The sequence below is a fragment of the Terribacillus saccharophilus genome (genome assembly GCF_002272745.1).
Classification (GTDB): Bacteria; Bacillota; Bacilli; order Bacillales; family Amphibacillaceae; genus Terribacillus; species Terribacillus saccharophilus_B.
Genome location: NZ_NPBD01000018.1, coordinates 144,362 through 163,049, shown reverse-complemented (window position 1 = coordinate 163,049; position 18,688 = coordinate 144,362). Strand labels below are relative to the sequence as shown.

Below are 18,688 nucleotides of genomic sequence, written 5' to 3'. Positions count from 1 at the left end.
AACTTTTATTATTCATTTATTACATAAATGATGTCTCAGATTTTCAACGGAATCCTAGTTCATCCTGCTGTTCTTCCCACCATTTACCGGACTTGCTTTTCTTATATTCCCGCTTCATATTCTTAATGATGTCTTTAGCGGAAACCTCATCACCTTGATGTTTGGCGGCTGCTAGGAAAACAAAGAGCTCTTTGAGCTGAGCAAACGAGAAACCTTCTGTTTTATCCACCACTTTGTCCACTTCTTCTTGATTCAGTAAATTCAGGAAGCCAACTTTCGTTACATACTGGCTGCGCAAGGATGCATCCGGCAAAGTAATTTCGTAGCCTCGATCGAATCGCCCTGCACGGTTGATCAATCCAGGATCGATCTCCTCCGGGTAGTTGGTTGTGCCAATCAAGAAAATACCTTCCTTGGACGTTGCGCCATCCAATGTATTCAAGAAGTAGGAACGCACTTCATTCGGCATAGAGTCAATATCTTCGATAACGAGAACCATTGGTGCCAGCCGTGTAGCTGAACTGAATACCTCTTCTATTGATTCACTGGATGTATGTTCAGTAATCTGCCAGTAAGCGACTGGTGCCGCAACTGTATTGGCGATTGATTTCACAAGTGTTGTTTTTCCGTTTCCAGGCGGTCCATACAGAAGAATTCCTCGGCGATACGGAATATCATAGGTTGTGAAGAAGGATCGGTCTTCCGTAAAGAATTGATCCAGCATGCCATAAATCTCTTTTTTTACAGATTCATTCAGCACGACATCTTCGCGTGTCACTGTATTCGTTACTTGCTGCTGTTCCTGCGAGACTCCCTCTTCACTATCCCTAAATACGAGAACCTCATCTCTGCTTTTCTTCCAGACTCTATCCCGCAGTGTTTGCAGGAAGGAGGTGATATTCTCTTTTCCTGTAGCCAGAACACATTGCAAGTACACGATGCTCGCATCGCTGAAATATGGGATTCTTGCAAAAGCAACACCAGCATCAGGATATGCATACAACTGATTATTTAATGCACGGTATACCTTATACACTGGTACTTGTGCTTCTTCGTCATATTCAAATGTAAAGCTTTCCAACCGCTCAAAAAGCTGCGCAACATGTTCAATTTCCGGATTTTCTTTTCGAATATCTTCCTCTACAATTGTCCATAGTTCAAAATGGACATCGTCTGTATTATACACAGCATAAAATTCGCCATACTTTTCTTGGAGTTCTTCTTGTATGCCTTTCATTATTCCCGCAAAAGCAGGATATCCAGGCATCTCTTTTCCTGTTTCCCTTACAGTTTCTTCGTATATGTAACGCAATCAGTTTCCCCCTCGCTCTTACTTCCCTTTCATCTTAACTGATAGCATGAACCAACAATAGATTTATTTTCCATAAATGTCATCTGCGTAGGAATCCACCTTCTGAATGAAGCTCCTGCCCTGTTACCCAATAGCCGTCTTCTCCGACTAGGAAGCTGATAAGTCTTGCTGCATCATCAGGCTCTCCGATTCTTCCCATTGGAAATTGAGGGAGCAGGTGCTGTCTTATACCGTCTGTCATCCATGTACTGTCTGTCGGTCCAGGATTGACTGCATTCACATTGATTCCAAGAGACGCCAAGTCAGCTGCAAGGGATTGGGTGAATGAAGTAATGGCACCTTTTGTAGCGATGTATGCCAGTTCATCAGGCATAGGTCCTTGGCTCTGACCGGAAGTGAGGTTTACGATACTTCCTTTTTCAGCTGGCCGATGCTCTTTGAAGAGTTTTGCGAATCCCGTGCAAAGCAAAAAGACACTTCTCATATTCACAGCATAATGACGATCGAGCTGAAACCTATCAAGTTCCTCATAGTTGCCATTCTCGGAAAAAGCAGCGCAATTAACTAATATAGACGGAACCCCGAGCTTCTGTTGTACTTCCTGCAGAATAGTTTCAGCTGCCTCTGGTTGCTCAAGGTCTGCTTCCAGTCCTTTGCACCTAACTCCCGTTTCCCGTATTTCGTTCGTTAACTGATCTGGCCATGTCTCACCTGCCCGCCAATATGTAAAGAAGATATCCACTCCTTGTTCTGCTAATCTGCGGCATACTGCTGTTCCAATGGATCGAGGATACGAAACACCTGTTACAATTGCTATTTTAGCCATTCAAATAAACCTCCTATTTAACCATCACTTAACACCATTCGTGTACACTGAAAAGAAATCCTATAGGTAAGGAGATATTTTTTTGAAAATGCTTTTGTTTTTCACCCTTTGCAGTCTCTTGCTGACAATTCTGATTTACAGCTGGCTTTATAAAGCTCTTTCCGGATCTGCATTTATCCATAGTGACATGTGGGCATCTATCACTGTTCCTCTTTATGTAATTGGCTGGACCAGCGTGAGAGAAAAAAGTTTTCCGCATACGATTTCTCCCTCCTCACTACAACCATGATCGTAACGCTTATCCTGCCAATGAATTACATAATCGGAGCAGCAAAAAAGCAGGAGTGATCCTCCTGCTTTTGCCTTTTACATGTTATTCAATTCCAAGCTGAAGCTTTTCACCTTCAATCTGGACAACTTTGGTCTCCTGATGCTTTTCAAAGAAGATACTCTGCACCACTAGATGCTGATGAAGCATTTCTTCCTGCTTTTTTAATACATCCAAGATGGAGGAACTCGCATCGATATATAGGTTCACCCGCTTCTCAACAGGTAAATCCAGCTCTTTCCGATACGTCTGTACTTCCCGAATCGCTTCTCTGACAAATCCTTCTTCTTTTAACTCCAATGTCAGCTCCGTATCCAGAAGAACGGTTATACCGCCTCCCTCTGAGAGTTCAAGGTGATTGGAAGGCACTTTTTCTATCAGAACTTCTTCCTTCGTCAGTTTGATATCCTCTGCTAACCTTAATTCACCTGTTATCAGCAGTTCCTTAAGCTGGTCTTGACTTACCTGCGAAAGAGCTGTTTTGGCTTCTCCTACACGTTTGCCAAGTCTCGGTCCAGCAGCTGCAAAGTCAAGCTTCGCAGTATACGTAAATAGACCATCCTTCTCGTCCAGCTCAATTTCCTTTACATTTGTTTCTTCTTTTATTGTCGTTAGATAAGAGACTAGGTTGACTGCTTCTTCAGTCGTGACGTACAGCGTGGAAAGTGGCTGTTTCGTTTTAATTCCAGCTGTATTCCTAGCCGCACGAGTAAGTTCCACTACTTGACGGACTGTTGTCATATCCTTCTCCAGCTGTGTATTGATTAACTCACTGAAAGGCTTAGGGTAATCCGTCAAATGGACACTGCTGCCGGTTAACTGCAAGTAGATATCTTCGGCAATATACGGTGTAAATGGCGCCAGCAGCTGTGCCGTTTTTTTCAGTACTTCATAGAGCGTACTGAATGCTGCACGTTTGTCATCAGTCATACCACTGCTCCAGAACCGCTGCCGAGATCTTCTTACATACCAATTACTTAGCTCATCTAAGAATACACCTAATTCTCTTGCAGCATTTGTTATATCATACTGCTCCAAATAATCGTTCACTTGCTTCGTAACGCTGTGGAGGCGGGATAGGACCCATTCATCCAGCGTCGACCGCACACCTCCACTGTCCATCTCCCCATTAAATTGATCGATTTGCTGGTAGAGCTGATAGAAGGAAAAGACGTTAGACAACGTGTCAATCATCTTCGATTTTGCTTGCGCAACTGTTCGTTCTGAGAAGCGCTTATTGTTCCAAGGCGCGCTATCGGAAAGTAGCGCCCACCGTAATGCGTCTGCTCCGTACGTTTCCATGAGCTCAGTCGGATTCAGCGCGTTACCTTTGCTTTTTGACATCTTCTGTCCATTTTCATCAAGGATGTGCCCAAGCGACAGGACCCGTTTATAAGGCGCTTTTCCGGTCATCAAAGTAGATACAGCAAGGAGACTGTAGAACCATCCTCTTGTCTGATCCACTCCCTCGATGACGACATCAGCAGGGTACTGGCATTCAAACAGCTCTTTGTCACCAAACGGATAGTGGTACTGCGCAAATGGCATCGAACCGCTGTCGAACCAGACATCAATCACTTCACTTGTACGCTCCATAACATCACCGCACTCGCAGCGAAGCTGGATCTGATCTACATATGGCTTATGCAGTTCCACATTTTCCGCTACAGAACCAATCGCTTGCTGTCTCAGCTCTGCGATGGATCCTGGCGCTTTTTCTTTGCCGCATTTGCAAGTCCACACATTTAACGGCGTACCCCAATAACGGTTTCTGCCGATATTCCAATCAACCATATTATCTAAAAATTTACCAAAACGCCCTTCCTGCATATGACCTGGATGCCATTCGACCTGCCGGTTATTCTCTTGCATTTTCTCCTTCACATCGGTCATACGGATGAACCAGCCTTCCATTGCGTAATACAGAAGCGGGGAATCACAGCGCCAGCAATGCGGATAGCTATGTGTGTATTTCTCTTTATTGAATAACCTGTTTCTCTCTGCAAGCAGTTTGATGATATCCACATCACAATCCTTTACGAAACGGCCAGCGAGCGATGTGATTTCTTCTGTATATCTTCCTTTTCCATCCACAATGTGGACAAAATCAAGACCGTTGTCCTGAACAACGCGATAGTCATCTTCCCCATATGCCGGAGCGATGTGCACAAGCCCTGTTCCGCTTTGATCTGTAACAAAATCTGCTAACACTACTTGGTGCCCTCTATTTACTTGAACGTAAGAGAAAGGCGCTTCATAACGGACACCAGCTAAGTCCTTTCCTTTACAGGATGCTACAACCTGAAAATCGTCTTTAAATAATGTCTTTGCCAATTCCTCTGCAACGATATATTTCTCATTTCCCTGCTGGACTGTCACATAGTTAAGTTCAGGATGGACAGCGATTGCAACATTCGCAGGCAGCGTCCAAGGTGTAGTCGTCCAGCCCAGCAAGTATTCGTCAGTCGTACCTTCCACTAGAAACTTAGCCGTAGCAGATAAATCTGATACATCTTTATAGCCTTGGGCTACTTCATGTGAGCTTAGAGATGTTTCACAATGCGGACAATACGGGACTACTCGATGTCCCTTATACAACAGACCCTCTCCGTGAATGTGGGACAAGATATGCCATACAGATTCGATATAACTATTTTCCAGCGTGATGTACGGATTCTCCATATCGACCCAGTAGCCGAGAGCTTCCGTAAACTGCTTCCACTCCCGCTCGTACCTGAATACACTTTCTTTGCACTTCTCGATGAAACGCTCTACGCCATACGTTTCGATTTGATCTTTTCCGCTTATCTTCAGCTGCTTCTCTACTTCCAACTCAACTGGCAGACCATGCGTATCCCATCCTGCCTTACGTTTGACCTGATAACCGTCCATTGTTTTATAACGCGCGATAAAGTCCTTGATGGTTCTTCCTAATGCATGCCCTGCATGCGGCATTCCATTTGCTGTTGGCGGTCCTTCATAAAATACGTAAGACCTCTTTCCTTCCCTGTTCCGAACAGATGCCTGAAAAGTGTCGTTCTCCTGCCAGTACTCTCGTATTTTCTGCTCTTTTAAAGCTGCTTTATCCTGCATTTCTTTCACTCCTTCAGATAAAATAAAAAACCCGACACTGTATACACAGCGCCGGGATCTACCGAAAATTCCAAAATAAAAAAACCATAAGTAGTGGTTTTTAGTCGGAAACACTACGTACTATCATACGCGTTCCTTGTATCGGTGGAAAACCGTCAAAGCCTACATGTCGGCTTTGCTTCTCGGAGAGGATTTTTCATCATGACCTTATCATCGACTTGCACCAACCGTCGACTCTCTAAAGATAAGCTGTCTTGACTACTTTTTCTCGTCAGCGAATTACTTATGTTTTTTACAAGATTACAGCTACTTCTAGTATATGTCAAATTCAAAAAACTTCTCCCCTATTTAACAGGAGAGAAGTTTAACAGGAGAGAAGTTTTTTCCTTACTTCACTAAGCTTTCCACTGCATCGTCCACGATTTGCTCGTTCGCAATCGGGCCAGCGTAAAGCCAGCTTGTATCTTTATCATATTTATACACATTGCCATCTTTGATAGCTGGTACATTAGCAAGTAATGGATCATCCAGGATTTCAGATCCGTCACCTTCATCACTATTGATCAAGAATAGGTGGTCAACATCCATTTCAGCCAATTGCTCAAGAGAAACTGGATTCCAGTTTGCTGTTGCGCTTTCGGAAATTTCTTTGACACCTTCTGGAACTGTAATGCCTAGGTCACCGTAGAGTACCGCACCGCTGGATAGGTTCTCACTCACGATGTAAAGCTGTCCGCCAACAAGCCAGATAGCTGCAGCAGATTCATCTCCGATTGCACCTTGGATCTGTTCTTTAGCATCTGAAGCTTTTGCATCATAATCATCCAGAACTTTTTGTGCTTCATCTTCTTTACCGAAGATTTCTCCGACTGTTTGCAGTTCTTTGCGCCAGTCGCCGTTTTCTTCCGTACCCATTACATAAGTAGGAGCAATTTTATTGTACTGCTCGTATTTATCGCCTTCTACCATGGAAGCAGAATCCATGATGATCAAGTCTGGTTTAACGCTTGCTACTGCCTCGAAAGGAAGTGTGGAATCGATCGTTGGTACATCTTTCAAACTGTCCTGCAAGTATCCTTGCGGAGAGCCGTTATTTACAGACCATTGTGCTACTGGTGTAATATCAAGTGCTACAAGATTGTCCTCCAAATAGGAAGCTAGTACATTTTTAGGATTTGCAGGAATCTCGACCTCATGACCCATTGCATCTGTCACTGTACGAGTTTCGTTACTCTCCTGGTCAGACGAGTTGTTTTCGGCATTATCACTTGAATCGTTATTACCGCAACCTGTTATAATGAATACAACACTGGCGAAGACTGCCAGTAGTAAAAACATACTCTTTCTTTTGAACAAGGTACTCACCTCTTGGTTTATGTTATAATCTCATATTAGATGATAACAATTCTCATTATCAATTACAAGCGTCATTTCATTATTTTGGCATAGATAGAGTGTAGAAAGCGGGATAACGATGCAAGCACGCAGACTCATTGGCACAATCATACTTATCGCAGGTATCGCCCTGCTGATTTTTTCGATAGGACTATCCATCGTATTCGGTGTAGCGGATATTTCACTCAGCACTGTCTGGAATAGTATTTTCCATTATGATGCTACAAATACATCCCATCAAATTATTCACCGGCTTCGTATGCCTCGTACTGTAGCTGCGATTTTAATTGGTGCAATGCTTGCTGCTTCCGGAGCGATCATGCAAGGGATGACACGTAATCCGCTTGCTTCTCCGCAAATTATGGGTGTAACCTCTGGTGCGACGTTCATGATTGCGATTGCGCTTGTTTTCCTGCCTGGGATCTCTAATGTTAACCTGCTTCTATTCTCATTTCTTGGTGCAGGACTTGGCCTTGGACTCGTTTTCGGAATCGGCCTGCTGGCAAGGACAGGATTGACACCAGTGAAGCTGGCGTTGGCAGGAACTGCAGTTACAGCTTTGCTTGGAGCTTTTTCTAACTCACTGGCATTACATTTCGATGTCGCTCGGGATTTGAGCTTCTGGTACGCAGGCGGTGTTGCGAATGTGCAATGGGATACGGTGAAGCTGTTATTTCCTGCTGCTGCAATTGGCTTGGTACTGGCGTTTTTCATCAGTGGATCTGTTACGACACTTAGTCTCGGAGAAGATGTGGCGACTGGCCTTGGTTTGAAGACCGGACTAGTGAAAACAGCAGGAGTGCTTGTTGTGCTGATTTTAACAGGAGCAGCTGTTTCAGTCGGCGGTACGATCGGCTTTGTTGGATTGGTTATTCCGCATATCACACGGTTCCTCGTTGGACCGGATTATCGCTGGATTATTCCATGTTCAGCTGTATTGGGCGGAATTCTGCTTAACTTTGCAGATATTGCATCCCGGATGATCAATCCGCCCTTCGAAACACCTGTTGGTGCTCTCACGGCTTTGATCGGCGTACCATTTTTCATTTATCTAGCTCGCCGGGAGGGTAAGAACATATGATACACTCTGCGAAAAAAACAATTCTGGTAGCAATCGGAATAATTGCTGCCATTCTCATTATATTTTTCATCAGCTTGAATACAGGGACAATCCCTATCGGACCAACCGACGTTGTAAAAACTTTGCTTGGTACGGGGGATGGCTCATTTGACGTAATCTTATTCGATTTCCGTCTGCCGCGTATGGTGATTGCACTATTGATTGGCATCGGAATGGGTATTGCGGGAGCAATTCTGCAAGGTGTATCACAAAATGGTCTGGCTGACCCAGGTATATTAGGAATAAATGCAGGGGCAGGTTTTGCTGTAGTCCTTTATATTTTCTTCCTTCAGGACAAGCTAGCTGGTACCGGCAGTCTTCAAGTATTGATTATGCCACTATTCGCATTTGCTGGGGCATTTCTTGCAGCAAGCCTTATCTATGCACTGGCATGGAAGAAGGGCGTCACTCCAGTCCGGCTTATCCTTGTCGGTATTGGTGTTAACGCAGCTTTCGGCGGTCTGATTATCGTCTTCCAGCTTATGATGGAACCGAAGGATTTCACGCAGGCGACTATCTGGCTGAACGGCAGTATCTGGCAGACGAGCTGGAATTATGTCTTGGCACTCTTACCTTGGATTATACTGCTCGTCCCATATGCAATTTATAAGGCAAAAGCATTAAACGTTTTGACACTAGGCGACCAAATCGCTGTTGGTGTTGGAGCTCCGGTGCAAAAAGAGCGGACAATCCTGTTGCTCCTTGCTGTTGCACTGGCGGGAGCTTGCGTAGCCGCTGGGGGAGCAATTACTTTCCTCGGACTTGTCGCACCCCACTTAGCCCGCCGTATCGTCGGTCCGAATCACAAGCATCTGCTTCCAATTTGTGCACTTATCGGAGCATTGATCATGCTTGTAGCGGACACATTATCACGGACGATTCTGGCGCCTTCGGAGATTCCAATTGGATTGGTTGTGTCTGCAATTGGTGCGCCTTATTTTATTTATTTATTGATTAAAGAATGAACCCTCGCTAATGCGAGGGTTCATTTGCTTACTACACCAATTATGAATTTAAAAGATCTACGGGCTTTTCTTTGTTTCTTCCCTCCATCCTTTGTATCTAAGATGAATAATAAAATGAGTGGAAATATATCGGGAAATCTATCCCCTTCTTTTCATACTCAGTTCTATCTTCATTTTCAAATTCTGTCCGTATCAGCCAGCGATTTCCCAATCCAAACTCTATATACTTCATGTAAGCGCCAAGATATTTTTTTCATCAGAAAGTTCCTTCAAGCACTCCACAATAGTCTGTTCGCAAACCTCACCCAAAAGAATTGCTCTATGTGCATAGCGTGCTAATTCTTCATGCTCACCAATCATCACCGCATATTTGGCATGCCGGAACATCTCTATATCATTTGCATCATTTCCAAAAGCGAAATACTCATTTTCTTTAATTCCGCATTCTTGTATTGCACTCCATTTATCGATGCCTGGCGGGCTGATGTCTACAATATCTTCACCACGATGACGATGAATTCGCAGACCTAGCTTTTCTGCCTCTGTAGCTATTTTTTCCTGATCGGCAGAATGAAGGATAAGGATTTTTACTACCTGTCCCAAATCCTCCAATAGCACTTCTTCTGCCAGACCATTCGGATCGAGATTTGATTTTATCGGATGTGCTGGATTCCCTGTATAAGCATAGTTCCATTCTCCATCTATTAAGTAAGTGGCGTCATGTGCTTCGATTAATTTTTTTATGGCAGCTAATTGAAAAGATGAAAATGCCTGAGAGAAAATCACCTTTCCATTATTGGAGATGAGGGAGCCATTGCCTCCAATAAGAGTGGTTGAATGAAAGTGTTCATCAATAACAGGCAGTAGATCACGGATTGGGCGGGCCGAAGCAAAAATCACCCGATGCCCATTTAGTTCCAGCTCTTTCAGTGCGTTGATTATATTCATCGTAACCGGACTGCCCTTGAAGCAAATCGTCCCATCTAAATCGAATATAAAATTCATCTGCTCCGCTCCAAAAGCAAAGCCATATGTATTTCTGAAATGTATGTATCTCCTATTTTCAATGCATGCGTTTCTATGCCAAATTGCTTGAACCCAGCTTGTTCATAAACATACTTAGCAACCAGATTTGTCGCTGCTACGACTAAATTCACCTTTTCAATGCCTTCCCGCTCTTTAGCTACTTGGATCATATGTGCTATCAGCATTTTTCCATACCCTTTTCCACGTGTTGCCGGAGCCAAATAAACCGCTACTAAATCAGCACGGTGTCGAAGCTTTGCAGGCGTCTCATACCTCAGTGTGGCGTTACCAGCGAGCTGATCATCTATAAATATCCCATATGTCTCAGCATCGGAACTCTCTAAATTCCCCTTTACTCTTTCTATCGGATTTTCCTGTTTCACCGCGTCCTCATAGGAACTGCCGAATGCGTCTGGATGTGCCTGCAGGGCTTGTAGTCTTAGTTCCCAATATGCTTCTGCATCAGCTACTGTCAATTTTCTTATTTTCATAGAGTTCTCTCCCTTACCCCAAGTAATAGCCTTCGAAAAGGCGACCTCCGAATGGCTCCAAGCAATCATCTGCCAGCTGCACGATAGGTCGCTTATCGTGTTGCTTATAAAATGCAGCTAAGCTTTGTTCGAATTGATTTGCGAGATTTGAGTCCATGCTTTTTAGTTCCCGGAACATCCATTTACCAGAACCAATCCAATGCTGTCTGGTACGAAGCGTGAATATGGCCAGATCATTGACGATTGCATTTGCCAGGAAATATGCTTCTCCATCAACCTCTTTATCCAGGAAATCATCGATTAGATTCGTAATCATATACCTATTATGATTGATCTTTTGTTTGTCCCAAGGTGAGGGACCAGCAGCGAATATGCTGCTTGCTTCGGATTTCATTTTTGTAACGTCTGGTGATTCCTTCAGTACAATGGCTTCACTTACCATCCTTGGCATGGAAGGGATTCCGCGCTTTGCGTCACTTACAAAGAAATTCTGGTAAGCTTCTCCTGTGTATACAAACACCTCTACCGGCCAACCTTCAAAAAACAACGATTCTCTGTATGCACGACTTTCTCCCTTGTACAGAATAATAATATCCAAATCGGAAGTTTGTATCGCTTCCCCTCTGGCACAGCTTCCTGCCAGCATCGCTCCTTCGCAATCTGGATGATTGGTTTCGATGAATCTTTTAGCAGTATCTCTTGGGTCCCTCAAAAAAATCCCCCATTTCCATTTGACGGCTATATCCAGTATCTGTATAATGAGCATACAACAAAACAAAAGCGTTGATAAGGACAAGATGCGCGCGCCTCTTTCTTTCAGAGAGTGAAGGAATTGCTGAAACCTTCACAGATAAGCACATGCATTACCACCTTGGAGCTATTACGGGGAAACTCAAGTATCCGTAATCGGGAAGACCGTTATCGTATTTTGGAGCGTCAGCTTTATGCTGACGAAATTAGGGTGGAACCACGACCGCAATCGTCCCTTTAGGGAGATGAGTGCGGTCTTTTTGTTTACAATTTTATATCTTAAAAGCGATGCGAAGGACATGATTCAAATCAACCTTCTCCTGACAGAAAGCAGGGTCACCGGCTGAAAGCCCTGCAGGAGAACAATTTGGATTACCACCTTCAAGCTATGGCGGGGAACTAGCAGTATCCGCTATCGGGAAATCCGTTATCACGAATGAAGCGCCAGTATTGGCGGAATTTTGGGTGGAACCACGACCACAATCGTCCCTATCACGGGAGGATTGTGGTCTTTTTTATATTCAAAGGAGGAATTATCATGAACAAACAAGCAGAAGCAGAAAAACGAAACCATCGTAAACTCGGTCAACAGCTCGAACTTTTCCTAAGTATGGAGGAAGCGCCAGGCATGCCTTTCTTCTTACCGAAGGGAATGGTATTACGCAATAAATTGGAGGAGCTGTGGAAGGAAAAACATGCTCAGGCTGGCTATGATGAAATCAAAACTCCAATCATGATGAAGCAGCAGCTCTGGGAGCAATCCGGCCACTGGGATCATTATCACGAAAATATGTATTTCTCAGAAGTGGATGATCAGCGCTATGCTATTAAACCGATGAGCTGTCCGGGCGCAGTCCTCATTTACAACAGTAAGCTCCGCAGTTATCGCGATCTTCCGTTGCGTTATGCAGAATTAGGACTGGTGCACCGGCATGAACTGTCAGGTTCTCTGAACGGATTACTGCGCGTTCGGTCATTTACACAGGATGATGCGCATTTATTCGTCCGAGAAGATCAGATCGAACAAGAGGTCGAAAAAGTACTCCAGCTGATAGATAGTTTTTACAGCCTGTTCGGCTTTACTTATGAAGTAGAACTATCCACTCGACCAGAAGACTTCATGGGTTCACCAGCTGTTTGGGATAAAGCGGAGGCAGCTCTAGAAAATGTCCTGAAACGACAGGGAATTGCGTATAAAGTGAACGCTGGTGATGGTGCTTTCTACGGACCAAAAATCGATTTCCACATTCTCGATAGCCTTGGACGCAGCTGGCAATGCGGCACTGTCCAACTAGATTTCCAAATGCCTGAAAAATTCGACTGCAGCTATGTAGATCAAGAGAATAGCCGCAGACAGCCAATCATGATTCACCGGGCTATTTACGGCTCAATCGAGCGCTTTATGGCTATTCTCATCGAGCATTATGCAGGGGACTTCCCGTTCTGGCTGGCACCTGTCCAAGCAAGCATACTTCCAATCAGCGATGTACATGCAGATTATGCACATGCAGTTTGCGAGGAACTACGAAAGGCAGGTTACCGCGTATCAGTCGACGATCGCTCAGAAAAGATTGGTCTTAAGATCCGGAAGGGTTCCCAGCAGAAAATTCCTTATTTGCTTATTGTCGGAGACAGCGAAATGCAAAACAAAACAGTGGCTGTCCGAAAGCGGCCGGAAGGAAATATTGGGGAACTTTCTTTGGAGAATCTTATCAAACAGTTCGAGGGTTAACAAAAAGCGGATGCTCATAGAGCATCCGCTTAAAATATGCTGATCAATTCTTTTGTATAGTTATGACGACTAGTACCATAAATATCTTCTCTCTGGAACAAATCAAGCAGCTCTCCGTCTTTCATTACCGCAATGTGCTGACTAAGCTGATATACAGCAGCCAAATCATGTGAGATGAAGAGATAAGACATGCCTAGCGCTTTCTGCAACGAGACGAGCAGGTCCAGAATAGCTCCTTGAGAAAGCACATCTAAGCTTGCTGTCGGCTCATCCAAGACGATTAGCTTTGGCTCAATACTGATTGCGCGAGCAATGGTAACGCGCTGTTTTTGTCCGCCACTCAGTTCATGCGGATAACGATCGCCTAGTTCTGTCGGCAATTCTACTGTTTCCAGCAGCTGCTCGACAAATGCTTTTTTTGTCGTATAAGTAAAATGCTCCAGCTGTAGCTCTTTGTGAAATTGCAGATAAGGATCCAGGAGGGAATCCTTGATTTTGAGCTTTGGATTCAGTGATGCAGTTGGATTCTGGAAGACGGTCTGGATATTCCGGCGATAGTTTCGAAGTTCCTGTCGATTCATTTTATCAAGTAACAATCCATTAAATGCAATTGTCCCGTCATTCATCTCTTCTACTCCCAGAACACATCGAGCCAATGTACTTTTGCCGCAGCCGCTTTCTCCTACCAACCCGAGGCACTCGCCTTGTCCAATGGATAAAGAAACATCACGAACTGCTAGATTGCCAGGTTGATAGCTTTTACTGAGATTATTGATTTCTAGAATTGTCATGACTTACTTGCCTCCTGAATACGGACAGGCAAGGTTGGCGCAGCTTGAATCAGCTGTCGTGTATAAGCATGCTTCGGCTGATTCACGAGCTGTTGTTTTGATCCTGTCTCGATGATTTCCCCGTCCTTCATAACCGCAATTTTATCCGCGTAACGAACAACATGGCGCCAGTCATGTGTAATGAATAAAATGGCACAGCCTGTTTTCTGCTGAAGCTCCTGCAGCAATGTCAGAATGCGATGGGCAGATACACTATCCAAAGCCCGTTGTTGCTTCATCGGCAATCAGCACATCCGGTTCCAGCAGCAATGCAATCGCAATGGACGCACGCTGCAACTGTCCTCCGCTTAGCTGAAATGGATAACGCTTCGTAAAGCTGTCATCAAGGCCTACCGAAAGCAGCGCCTCGCGCATCATCGTTTCACGCTGTGCTTTTCCCTTTACTCCGTGCGTTTGCAAATACTCATCCATATGCTGACTGATTGTCATGAAAGGTGTAAAGGAGCCGTGATAATCCTGAAAAATATAACTGATTGCCTTACCGCGCAGCTGTTTTATTTCCTGATTAGATAATTGGAGTAGATTTTGGTCTTGATAGACTACACTCCCGCTAGCTTTCAGATTAGGTCCGAGCATCTGTCCGACCGCCTGGGAAAGCATAGTTTTTCCGCTTCCACTCTGTCCAACAAGTGCAACCCACTCCCCTTTACCGATCGTAAGACTGACATTATCAACAATCGTATTTTCACCATGTGATACTGTCAGGTCTTCAATTGATAGAATCATGGCTGCACCTCCTTTTTCACATCAAACTTATCTCGTAAATAATCACCAAGCACATTGGCTGCGAGTACCACCACAACAATAGCCAATCCTGGATACACCATCATTTCCGGATTCATCTGGAAGTAAGGTCTTGATTCATTCAGCATAGCGCCCCATTCCGGTGTCGGCGGCTGTGCGCCGAGTCCGATATAAGAGAGAGAGGAAATGAGCAGGATGATTTTACCGAAGTCCAGGCTGGCAAGAACCAATACGTTACCAACAATATGAGGAAGCAAGTGCTTGCGCATGATAGAAACCGTGGATAGTCCGTTAATTCTAGCTATCGTAATATAATCTTTCTGCACCTCTGTCAGCACCGTACTGCGCACCATACGGGCATAATTGACCCATTTAACAAGGACGATGGCAAAAAGCAGGTTCCCGATACCAGGTCCCAGCAGCCCGCTTAGTACAATTGCGATCACTGTATCCGGAAAAGCAAGAAAACCATCGGCAACTCGCATAAAAATTCGATCAATCCAGCCTTTTTTCAATCCAGCCAGCAATCCGAACGGTACACCGATAATAACAGCTGCCCCCAAGGCGAGTACGCTGTAGCCGACCGTCAGCCGGAAGCCAAGCATCAAACGCGTCAGCACATCACGGCCCAAATGGTCTGTTCCCATCGGATGCTCCCCTGATGGGGATGCCAGACGGTTCCCAACATCTGTCATGGCAGCATCATGCTTCAAGTAAAGGAATGTATAGGCAACAGCTGCCATAACCAGCAGGAAAATGATGCCGATCAGCCATACCTTGGCTTTTTTTATCTTTTTCTGTGAGAGAGCCATAACAGACATCTAGCTGAGCTTCCTTTCTTTTAACCGCAGTTCCGGATTTACATAGCGATAGGATAAATCCACAAGCGTGTTGACGACAAATACGATAGCTGCCATCAAGACAATATAGCCCTGGATGAGCGGATAATCACGCTGACGGATGGAGTCGACGACGAGCTTACCAGCTCCCGGGTAAGAAAACAGCACTTCTACTACGACCACGCCGCCGATTAAGCTTCCGAGGCTGACACCAAATACGGTGATGACAGGAGGCAGACTGTGTCGGAAAGCATGAGAGAAGAAAATGCGCATTTCCGATATTCCACGAGCTCTGGCTGCACGGATGAATTCTTGATTCAGCGAATCCAGTAAGCTGGAACGGAGCAGCCGCACGTATACTCCTGCAATGGCCAAGCCCAATGTAACAGCTGGCAATATGAGCGAAATAAACCCATCACGTCCCATAGTCGGAAACCAGCTGAATCTTACTGCAAATACATCGATTAAAATAAGACCAAGCCAAAAACTTGGAACAGCTGCACCGATAATGGAGAAGTAACGGCTCACATGATCGATCCAGCTTCCCTTATATAATGCGGAAAGCGAACCTAATGGTATAGCGACCAACAGCATAACGAGCAAAGATCCCAATGTCAGCTCGAGCGTTGCCGGAAGGCTGGCAAGCAGCAATTCTCCGACAGGCTGATTCGTGATATACGAGTTCCCGAAATCAAAACGAACGAAGTCCAGAAGCCATTTGCCATACTGGACTAGCACTGGGTCATTGAATCCCATATCTTCACGCAAATCTTCCACTTGCTCCTGACTGACATTTAGTTCATCTACATTCAGTATCGTTAGCGCTGGATCACCAGGGGCTAGACGGAGGAACAGAAAACTGCAAAAAGTAACAAATAAGATAAACAGTATAACCTCCGTCAATCGCTTTCCAATAATACGAAACATCACTTCACATCCAGTTGATTTGTAATCATGTAATACTCACTTCTTGTCGTTACCCAGTTCTTCACTTTTGTCTCGTCATAGGCTACAAGCGTATCCGGATATAACACAAAGGAATTAATTTGGTTTTCATCCACATAGTTCGCTGCCTCTTCCGCCAATTCCGAACGCTTGTCCATGTCAACAGTAACATTTAATTGATCAATGATCTTCGTTAGTTCCGGTTCGTTTGCACCGCTAAAATTCAATGCTCCATCCGGATGGTATGTTGCATTCAGATAATAGCCTGCATCTCCCCGAGGAGCTGTCAGATTGCTGTATGTTGCCAGATCCCAATCACGATTAGATGCCATATATTCTTCTGGAATCTCAATTTGGCGAAGCTCTACATCAATCCCAAGCTTCTTCGCATCTGATTGGAATATTTGCGCAATCAGCGGCAAATCCGCTCGCGCAGAATATGTGAGCAATGTGAACTCCAAAGGCTCTCCATCCTTTTGCATCTTTCCATCCTGAAGGGAGTAGCCTGCTTTCTCCAAATATTCCTTTGCTACTTCCGCTCCTGTTTCACGATCACTGTATGTTGGAGCAAACGGCAATGAATCTGGGAATGGACCTTTGGCTGACTGCGCATAGCCCAGTAATACAGAATCTACAATTTCATCTCGGTTGATTAAAGCATCTACTGCTTTTCGTACATTCACATCTTTCAAGGATTCTCGTTCCAAGTTCATCGTCATTTGGTGCACTCGGAATGTTTCCGTTGATTCAACCTTGATGCCTTCCTTCGCCTCTAAAGTCTCAATGCTTTCCACTTCTGGTCGGAATACAACATCTGCATTACCAGACTCTAATGCAAGTGAGCGGGCATTCGCATCTTCATTAAAGGAAAATGTCACAGAATCAAGCTTTGCAGTCTCGTCCCAATAATCTTCATTCCGAACTAACTCCAGCTTGCTGCCTGGTGTGAAGGAGTCTAGCTTGAATGGGCCTGTCCCAATTGGATTGTTAACAAAGTCGCCTGCTTCTACATCGATGATAGAAGTATTCGGATTCACAAGCTCGGAAACGAATTCAGGGAATGGCTGTGTATTTGATATATGCAGGGTCATTCCATCTGCTTCAATAGAATCAATCTTCAAGGCGTTTTGAATCGCTACATTATCCTTCATTGATCTCTCCAAAGATGCTTTCACCGCTTCTGCATCCATTGGTTGACCGTTCTGGAAGGAGATATCCTCCCGAAGCTGAATCGTCCATTCTTTTCCCTCATTTGTTCCTTCCCAGCTTTCTGCGAGCCAAGGTTCAATCGTCAGTGTTTCTTCATTTAGTTTCACTAACGTTTCTGTCAAACCGGCCCGAAGCGGAACATAGCTGGAGTCTACATTCGGATCTAAGGAGTTTGTCGCGAAATTATAAACGAAGGTCAGATGCTTCTTGTCACCCTCCGAATCTGCATTATCCGTACAAGCTGCAAGCAGAAGTAACAATCCTGCTACCCCTAAAACCTTTACCCATAATTTCTTCATCCGTCTTCCTCCTCAAAATCTATATGTATGCGATAATTTCGTAATCATTACGTTTTGTATATTATCGTAATCATTACGTTTTGTAAAGATAAATTCCCATAAAAAAATAGCCCCGCTGTGGAGCTATTCTTTTAATGGTGCCAACTCTTCTTCCGTCAGCCACTTATGGTTTTTCACTTCTTCACCTGTTGCCGTCGAAGTGTAGTCGACCATATATACTGTTGTATCCTCTACTTTTTCCACAATCGCAGTCGAGCCCTTCATCCCCTCCATGTGGTCGGCCTTAAGCGTAGCCTCGATTCCCGGTTCCAGCGGATGCTCATCCGGCTCCTTCAGCTCTTCCTGAATTACCCAGCGATGGTGATCAACATGCTTGCCGCCATTCGTTGGTGTATACGTCACTTCATAAGCGTATGTATCATATGCACCAACGATGGTTGCCTCCGCACCTTTCATCCCTTCCATATGGTCAGCCTGGATAATTGCTTTGCTGCCAAGTGGGAATTCCGGATCATCTGCTTCCTTCAGTCCCTCCGGCAATTTTCCGGATTCATCATGCTGCATATGTTCCGTATCATCGGCCCCCTGGCTTTCATGCGTTTGGGGTTCATTATTACCGCACGCACTGAGCACAAAAACTGCCATAAGCAGAATCATCAGTATCCTCATTCGATTCTCCTCCTTTTCTAACACTAGTATGTATCACACTCTCCTACCCCTATACCCTTTCATCTTTCTCCTTAACGTAAGAATACTCACAAAC

At 44.6% G+C, this 18,688-nt stretch carries 18 protein-coding genes, 1 pseudogene and 1 other annotated feature; of the genes and pseudogenes, 4 read left to right on the top strand and 15 right to left on the bottom strand.

The features are described from left to right. Positions 1 to 43: 43 nt before the first annotated feature. Positions 44 to 1,267: an AAA family ATPase gene (locus CHH58_RS16960; protein WP_095262901.1), complete on the bottom strand. Its 1,224-nt coding sequence runs from the start codon at positions 1,265 to 1,267 to the stop codon at positions 44 to 46. 124 nt (positions 1,268 to 1,391) lie between these two features. Then, a complete protein-coding gene (locus CHH58_RS16955) occupies positions 1,392 to 2,138 on the bottom strand; it encodes an SDR family oxidoreductase (RefSeq protein ID WP_095230579.1) in 747 nt (248 codons plus the stop codon). An 82-nt stretch (positions 2,139 to 2,220) separates the two neighbouring features. Between CHH58_RS16955 and CHH58_RS18225 the strand changes: the two genes are divergently transcribed. Next, the gene (locus tag CHH58_RS18225; RefSeq protein ID WP_141235026.1) at positions 2,221 to 2,427 is read left to right on the top strand and encodes a hypothetical protein; all 207 of its coding nucleotides are present in this window, start codon (positions 2,221 to 2,223) and stop codon (positions 2,425 to 2,427) included. Positions 2,428 to 2,511: 84 nt separating this feature from the next. Here CHH58_RS18225 and ileS read toward each other — a convergent pair whose 3' ends face one another. Next, entirely contained in the window at positions 2,512 to 5,559 is a 3,048-nt protein-coding gene (ileS, locus tag CHH58_RS16945) for an isoleucine--tRNA ligase (protein ID WP_095262891.1), read from the bottom strand. 387 nt (positions 5,560 to 5,946) lie between these two features. Further along, positions 5,947 to 6,915, bottom strand: a complete 969-nt coding sequence (locus CHH58_RS16940; protein WP_249275166.1) for an iron-hydroxamate ABC transporter substrate-binding protein — start codon at positions 6,913 to 6,915, stop codon at positions 5,947 to 5,949. A gap of 118 nt (positions 6,916 to 7,033) precedes the next feature. Between CHH58_RS16940 and CHH58_RS16935 the strand changes: the two genes are divergently transcribed. Both CHH58_RS16935 and CHH58_RS16930 read left to right on the top strand, forming a co-directional pair. After that, entirely contained in the window at positions 7,034 to 8,035 is a 1,002-nt protein-coding gene (locus tag CHH58_RS16935) for a FecCD family ABC transporter permease (RefSeq protein WP_095230576.1), read from the top strand. Further along, entirely contained in the window at positions 8,032 to 9,039 is a 1,008-nt protein-coding gene (locus CHH58_RS16930; protein ID WP_095230575.1) for a FecCD family ABC transporter permease, read from the top strand. Before CHH58_RS16935 ends, CHH58_RS16930 begins: the two co-directional genes overlap by 4 nt. Positions 9,040 to 9,059: 20 nt before the next feature. Here the strand turns inward: CHH58_RS16930 and CHH58_RS16925 are convergent. The 4 genes and pseudogenes from CHH58_RS16925 to CHH58_RS16910 all read right to left on the bottom strand — a co-directional run bounded on the left by CHH58_RS16925 (position 9,060) and on the right by CHH58_RS16910 (position 11,268). After that, positions 9,060 to 9,271: pseudogene (locus tag CHH58_RS16925) on the bottom strand (DUF3977 family protein). After that, on the bottom strand, positions 9,268 to 10,044 hold the full coding sequence (locus CHH58_RS16920) for an HAD-IIB family hydrolase (RefSeq protein WP_095230574.1): 777 nt from the start codon (positions 10,042 to 10,044) through the stop codon (positions 9,268 to 9,270). The pseudogene CHH58_RS16925 and the gene CHH58_RS16920 overlap by 4 nt, the downstream one beginning before the upstream one ends. Then, positions 10,041 to 10,556: a GNAT family N-acetyltransferase gene (locus CHH58_RS16915; protein ID WP_095262890.1), complete on the bottom strand. Its 516-nt coding sequence runs from the start codon at positions 10,554 to 10,556 to the stop codon at positions 10,041 to 10,043. The genes CHH58_RS16920 and CHH58_RS16915 overlap by 4 nt, the downstream gene beginning before the upstream one ends. Positions 10,557 to 10,569: 13 nt before the next feature. Next, complete coding sequence (locus CHH58_RS16910) at positions 10,570 to 11,268, bottom strand: nucleotidyltransferase domain-containing protein (RefSeq protein WP_095262889.1); 699 nt, start codon at positions 11,266 to 11,268, stop codon at positions 10,570 to 10,572. 62 nt (positions 11,269 to 11,330) lie between these two features. Next, positions 11,331 to 11,546, top strand: a binding site (T-box leader). A gap of 298 nt (positions 11,547 to 11,844) precedes the next feature. Here CHH58_RS16910 and thrS point away from each other — a divergent pair. Then, entirely contained in the window at positions 11,845 to 13,038 is a 1,194-nt protein-coding gene (thrS, locus tag CHH58_RS16905) for a threonine--tRNA ligase (RefSeq protein ID WP_095262888.1), read from the top strand. Positions 13,039 to 13,067: 29 nt separating this feature from the next. Here the strand turns inward: thrS and CHH58_RS16900 are convergent, their stop codons facing one another. From CHH58_RS16900 to CHH58_RS16875, 7 genes are all read right to left on the bottom strand, one after another. Continuing rightward, positions 13,068 to 13,829 (bottom strand): ABC transporter ATP-binding protein, encoded by a 762-nt coding sequence (locus CHH58_RS16900; RefSeq protein WP_095233616.1) that lies wholly within the window; start codon positions 13,827 to 13,829, stop codon positions 13,068 to 13,070. Beyond that, positions 13,826 to 14,107, bottom strand: a complete 282-nt coding sequence (locus CHH58_RS18840; RefSeq protein WP_346426090.1) for a hypothetical protein — start codon at positions 14,105 to 14,107, stop codon at positions 13,826 to 13,828. Before CHH58_RS18840 ends, CHH58_RS16900 begins: the two co-directional genes overlap by 4 nt. Then, positions 14,082 to 14,615 carry an ATP-binding cassette domain-containing protein gene (locus CHH58_RS16895; protein WP_346426089.1) on the bottom strand — a complete coding sequence of 178 codons (534 nt, stop codon included), beginning with the start codon at positions 14,613 to 14,615 and terminating at the stop codon, positions 14,082 to 14,084. The genes CHH58_RS18840 and CHH58_RS16895 overlap by 26 nt, the downstream gene beginning before the upstream one ends. Continuing rightward, positions 14,612 to 15,454: a nickel transporter permease gene (nikC, locus tag CHH58_RS16890; RefSeq protein WP_095230568.1), complete on the bottom strand. Its 843-nt coding sequence runs from the start codon at positions 15,452 to 15,454 to the stop codon at positions 14,612 to 14,614. Before nikC ends, CHH58_RS16895 begins: the two co-directional genes overlap by 4 nt. After that, positions 15,455 to 16,399, bottom strand: a complete 945-nt coding sequence (gene nikB / locus CHH58_RS16885; protein ID WP_095262887.1) for a nickel ABC transporter permease — start codon at positions 16,397 to 16,399, stop codon at positions 15,455 to 15,457. It abuts the gene before it with no gap. Further along, positions 16,399 to 17,925, bottom strand: coding sequence for a nickel ABC transporter substrate-binding protein (gene nikA / locus CHH58_RS16880; protein WP_095233613.1), 1,527 nt, complete (start codon positions 17,923 to 17,925; stop codon positions 16,399 to 16,401). Before nikA ends, nikB begins: the two co-directional genes overlap by 1 nt. A 123-nt stretch (positions 17,926 to 18,048) precedes the next feature. After that, complete coding sequence (locus CHH58_RS16875; protein ID WP_095234248.1) at positions 18,049 to 18,594, bottom strand: YdhK family protein; 546 nt, start codon at positions 18,592 to 18,594, stop codon at positions 18,049 to 18,051. Between the last annotated feature and the right edge of the window lie 94 nt (positions 18,595 to 18,688).